This window comes from Bradyrhizobium sp. (assembly GCF_049798375.1).
GTDB lineage: Bacteria > Pseudomonadota > Alphaproteobacteria > Rhizobiales > Xanthobacteraceae > Bradyrhizobium.
The window spans coordinates 1-5,288 of sequence record NZ_JBARGP010000155.1 but is presented as its reverse complement, the minus strand read 5'-3'; the positions used below and the strand labels follow the sequence as shown (position 1 = coordinate 5,288).

General features: G+C 65.6%; 4 protein-coding genes and 1 pseudogene. 3 read left to right on the top strand and 2 right to left on the bottom strand.

All coding sequences use genetic code 11. The features are described from left to right. Positions 1–1,075, bottom strand: a 1,075-nt coding sequence (locus WA702_RS06750) for a Clp protease N-terminal domain-containing protein (RefSeq protein WP_425109758.1), incomplete at its 3' end; no start/stop codon positions are given. A gap of 232 nt (positions 1,076–1,307) precedes the next feature. Here WA702_RS06750 and WA702_RS06745 point away from each other — a divergent pair. Further along, a complete protein-coding gene (locus WA702_RS06745; RefSeq protein WP_425109757.1) occupies positions 1,308–2,093 on the top strand; it encodes an MOSC domain-containing protein in 786 nt (261 codons plus the stop codon). 181 nt (positions 2,094–2,274) lie between these two features. Here the strand turns inward: WA702_RS06745 and WA702_RS06740 are convergent. Next, a pseudogene (locus WA702_RS06740) lies at positions 2,275–2,933 on the bottom strand (TIGR02594 family protein). A gap of 282 nt (positions 2,934–3,215) precedes the next feature. Between WA702_RS06740 and WA702_RS06735 the strand changes: the two are divergent. Together WA702_RS06735 and WA702_RS06730 are read left to right on the top strand one after the other, a co-directional pair. After that, positions 3,216–4,079 (top strand): alpha/beta fold hydrolase, encoded by an 864-nt coding sequence (locus tag WA702_RS06735; RefSeq protein ID WP_425109756.1) that lies wholly within the window; start codon positions 3,216–3,218, stop codon positions 4,077–4,079. A gap of 200 nt (positions 4,080–4,279) precedes the next feature. After that, positions 4,280–5,288: mandelate racemase/muconate lactonizing enzyme family protein (locus WA702_RS06730; RefSeq protein WP_425109755.1), on the top strand; the 1,009-nt coding region annotated here is incomplete at its 3' end.

The following is a 5,288-nucleotide window of genomic DNA, read 5'->3' as shown; positions in this document are numbered from 1 at the left end:
ACTTGTCCTTCAGGCCGCGCAGGATCGAGATGGTGTCCTCGACCGACGGCTCGGTGACGAAGATCGGCTGGAAGCGCCGCGCCAGCGCCGCGTCCTTCTCGACATGCTTCTGGTACTCGTCGAGCGTCGTGGCGCCGATGCAGTGCAGTTCGCCGCGCGCCAGCGCAGGCTTCAACAGGTTCGAGGCATCCATCGCGCCGTCGGCCTTGCCGGCACCGATCAAGGTGTGCATCTCGTCGATGAACAGGATGAAATTGCCCTCGCCCGCAGTCACCTCCTGCAGCACGGCCTTCAGCCGCTCCTCGAACTCGCCGCGATATTTCGCACCTGCGATCAGCGCGCCGAGGTCGAGCGACAGCAGCTTCTTGTCCTGCAGGCTGTCCGGCACGTCGCCATTGACGATGCGCAGCGCCAAGCCCTCGACGATGGCGGTCTTGCCGACGCCGGGCTCGCCGATCAGCACGGGATTGTTCTTGGTCCGCCGCGACAGCACTTGAATCGTGCGACGGATCTCCTCGTCGCGGCCGATCACCGGATCGAGCTTGCCGTCACGCGCAGCCTGGGTCAGGTCGCGGGCATATTTCTTCAGCGCGTCATAGGCGTTCTCGGCCGTCGCGCTATCGGCGGTACGGCCCTTGCGCAGAGACTCGATCGCCGCGTTGAGGTTTTGCGCCGTGACGCCGCCCTTGCCGAGGATGGCGCCGGCCTCGCCGGACTTGTCCAGCGCAAGACCCAGCAGCAATCGTTCGACGGTGACGAAACTGTCGCCGGCCTTCTCGGCCGCCTTCTCCGCCGCATCGAAGGCGCGCGCGAGTTCCGGCGACAGGTAAACCTGCCCGGCCCCGCCGCCCGAGACCTTCGGCAGCTTGTTCAACGCGTCCTCGGTTGCTTTCAGGATGGCGCGCGAATTGCCGCCGGCACGGTCGATCAGCCCGCCGGCCAAACCTTCACCGTCGTCGAGCAGCACCTTGAGGAGGTGCAGCGGCGAAAACTGCTGGTGGCCGTCGCGGACGGCCAGCGATTGCGCGGATTGAATGAAGCCCCGCGCGCGCTCGGTATATTTTTCGATGTTCATGGATCATGTCCCTCAGCCTGCCGCTGTCGGCCCCTCAGGCACCGTCTGCGGCATCTTCATTGGGTTCCGCGCGGCTCGCATTGACGTCCGTCAAAAACGAGGCCGAACGGCCGCGTCGCCAGCATTGTCGCCGCCGGCTTGAGGCAAATGTGGGAAGCACGGGTCTTGAACGGAAGGGGCGCCGTCACAATTTGGTGTTCCCGTATGCATCGGAATCTTTTACCTAAAGCGGATGACCGAGAACCGCGCCGCCACCATCACCGGCCTGTACCGCTACCCGATCAAAGGCCTCACCCCCGAGCAACTGACGTCGGTCCCGTTGCGGGCCGGCCAGACCCTGCCTGCCGATCGCCGCTACGCAATCGAGAACGGCCCGAGCGGGTTCGATGCGGCCGCGCCGGCCTGGAAGAGCAAAACCGTCTACCTGATGCTGATGCGCAATGAGCGGCTGGCCGGCTTCAAGAGCCGGTTCGACGACGCGACCCATGTGCTGACCATCAGCAAGGCGGGCGAGGTGGTCGCGCGAGGCGACCTGGAGACCGCCTCCGGGCGGGCATCGCTCGAAGCCTTCTTCGCCGCCAACTTCACCGATGAGCTGCGCGGCCCGCCGAAGATCCTGTCCGCAGAGGGACACAGCTTCTCCGACGTCGCCCGCAAGGTGGTGTCGATCATCAACCTGGCAAGCCTCGCCGAGATCGAGGCGATGATCAATGCTCCCGTGCATCCGCTGCGCTTCCGCGCCAATCTCTATGTCAGGGACTGGCCGGCCTGGCACGAAGCCGGCATGGTCGGCGAGACGCTCCGCATCGGTGCGGCGCGGCTGAAAGTGGTGAAGACCATCACCCGCTGCGCCGCCGTCAATGTCGACCCCGCGACCGCCGTGCGCGACCTCGAGATCCCGCCTGCGCTGCTGCGCCACCGCGGCAACAATGAATGCGGCATCTATGCCGAGGTGATCCAGGATGGCGACATCGCCATCGGCGACCAGCTCGCCATGGAGCAGCCGAGCCTGGTGTGAATGCTCTCGTGCGGCAGCCTGGCTGCACCCTCTCCCCTTGCGGGATTGCGCCGGGTGAGGGGTTCTCTCCTCCTCGTAAAGCCACGACCGCCGCACGAACCCCTCACCCAGCGAGTATGTCGTGGACAATCGTGCAGCCCTCTCCCGCAGGGGGAGAGGGCGCAGTCATGTGCATCCTCGCTCAGTTCGGCATCACGTAGGCGTAGATCCGGCCGCGCGAGACCGGCGCCTCGCGAACGCGATTGCCGTTGTTGCCGGAGATCAGGATCGGGTTGCCATTGGCATCGATGCCGGAGACGACGCCGACATGGCCGCCGCCGCGCCGGCCCATCACCGCGATGGCGCCGACTTGTGGGGTCGAGACGCGCTGGCCGTAGCTCGCAAACGAGCGCGCCATATCCGAGCCGGTGCCGCGATGGCCGGTATGCTCCAGCACCATGTTCATGAAGCGCGCGCACCACAGGCTGCGGCGGCTGGTCGGATTGCCGCCGAGATAGCGCCGCGCCTCGGCGACGACGTTCGATCCGCCGAAGCCGCCCGACATCGCATTGCTCCCAGGCGCATTGCCGGGCATCAGGCTCGCCTGGCTGTCAGCGAAGCCACCCGCGCGCAGTTGCGCGACGCCGCGCTCCCAGCGCGACAGACGGGCGGACTGGCGTGATGACGGAAATAGCGCCGTGAAAAGTGACTGACGTGGCGCACATGATGGCGCACATGGGCATGATGCCTGGCGCCGTGATGGGTGCGAGCCGAAGCGGGCGTCGCGGAAGCGGCAAAGGCCGCCGAACACAGAACGAGCGCTGCGAGCTGCAGCGATCGACGCAGTAGTGACACAACCATACTCACTCGATCCTTTTTTCTTGCCCCTGTACGTAGACGTGGACACCCCCTTGTTTCCGGTCGGCTCCCCGGAATGCCGACAGCGGGCCGCCCGTAAAGTGGTGCGATGTGACGAAAAAAAGGCGGAGAGCGGTGAACAGCGGCAGTGGACAGATCGGCCTGCGCTGGCTGCATGACTGGAACAGACACGCGCTGCCAAAATTGCCGCCGGAGCGTTAACCTGCAATGCTGTGAGGGTCGATAACGCGACCTAACAAGCGATCTAACAGGAAAGATTCGACGATGCCCCATGCGGTGGCGAGAGACGGCATTCGGCTTTATTTCGAGGAAGCGGGTCACGGCACGCCGATCATCTTCCTGCACGAGTTCGCGGCTGACCACACCAATTGGGAGCCGCAGATGCGCTACTTCTCGCGCGGCCATCGCTGCATCGCCTATGCGGCGCGCGGCTACACGCCGTCAGACGTGCCGCCTCTCGCCGGCGCCTACACTTACGAGCACTTCTACACCGACGCGCTCGCGGTGCTCGATCATCTCAAGATTGAGGCTGCGCATTTCGTCGGTCTGTCGATGGGCTCCTACTCGTCGCTGCAAGTCGCCTTGCACGCGCCGAGCCGCGTGCGCTCGATGACGCTCGCCGGAGTCGGCTCGGGTTCCGCCCTCGAAAACCTCGACGCCTTCCGCGCGCAGTGCCGCGCCAATGCCGAACAGTTCGAGACGCTGGGATCGGCGGAAGTCGCCAAGGTGACGCGCGAGGCGCCGGGACGGATAGCATTTTTGGTCAAGGACCCGCGTGGACATGCGGATTTCTATGCCGCGCTGGCGCGTCACGACGCCAAGGGTTCGGCTAACACCATGCGCGGCTTTCAAGGCGGGCGGCCGTCGATCTACACGATGACGGACGCCATCGGCAAAGTGACCACGCCGGCGCTGATCATCTGCGGCGACGAGGACGATGCCTGCATCGCGCCGAGCCTGTTCTTGAAGCAGCACCTCGCAGCGTCGGGCCTGACCTTGTTCCCGAAGTCGGGCCACGTGCTGAACCTGGAGGAGCCGTCGCTGTTCAACGCCACGGTGGAGCGCTTCATCGCGCTGGTGGAGGCCGGCCGATGGGGTCCCCGCGATCGGCGGTCGGTGGCGGGGTAGCTGTCAGGGCGGTACGGCAAGCAGCGGTTCGCCGGGACGACTTAGTGAGCCAAACATCGTCACATCAGGGACTGCGGGTCCGGCGCAGTCGTGAGGCTCAACCGCAACTCGATCGGGACCGTCGCCAATGCTGTAACACAATCGATTGCCCGGTCTACCTGTTCGGCTTAACCTCAACGTAAGCTCGGAGGAAACTAACAATGGCGCTTATCAAGACGACCGAAACCGGGCTCTACCGCATTCCGCTCGCTATTGCGCTGTCGGACAGCACGCATGGCGAGATCACCGCGTTCGAGCTCGTCACCTGCCGCGTGCGCGACGCCGATGGTGCCGAGGGCGTCGGATACACCTATACGGTCGGCCGCAATGGCGGCGCCATCGCCGACATCCTGCGCAGGGAAATCCCGGAGCTGATCGAAGCCCGCGAGGCCGACGACACCGAGGCGATCTGGCATCGCGTCTGGTGGGGCCTGCATTATGGCGGGCGCGGCGGCGCCGCCGTGCTGGCGCTCTCCGCGCTCGACATCGCGCTGTGGGACCTCAAGGCGCGGCGCGCCAATCAACCGCTGTTTCGTCTGCTCGGCGGCTTCGATGCGGGAGTGCCCTGCTACGCTGGCGGCATCGACCTCGATCTGTCGGTCGAGGCGCTGCTGAAGCAGACCGACGACAATCTTGCCAAGGGCTGTCGCGCCATCAAGCTGAAGGTTGGCCGTCCCGATCTGGCGTCCGACGTGGCGCGTGTCGCGGCGATGCGCAAGCATCTCGGCGACGGCTTTCCGCTGATGGCGGACGCCAACATGAAGTGGACGGTGGAGCAAGCGATCCGCGCCGCCCGCGCGCTCGTGCCGTTCGACCTCACCTGGCTCGAGGAGCCGATCATTCCCGACGATATCGCCGGTCACGCGCGCATCCTCGCGGCCGGCGGCGTGCCGATCGCCGCGGGCGAGAACCTGCGCTCGCTCTGGGATTTCAAGAACTACATCGCCGCCGGCGCGGTGTCCTATCCCGAGCCCGACGTCACCAATTGCGGCGGCGTCACGTCCTTCATGAAGATCGCGCGGCTTGCGGAAGCCTTCAACCTTCCGGTCACCAGCCACGGCGCGCACGACATCACCGTACATCTGCTCGCCGCCTGCCCCAACCGCTCTTACCTCGAGGCGCACGGGTTTGGACTCGACCGTTACATCGCGCACCCGCTGGTGCTCGAGG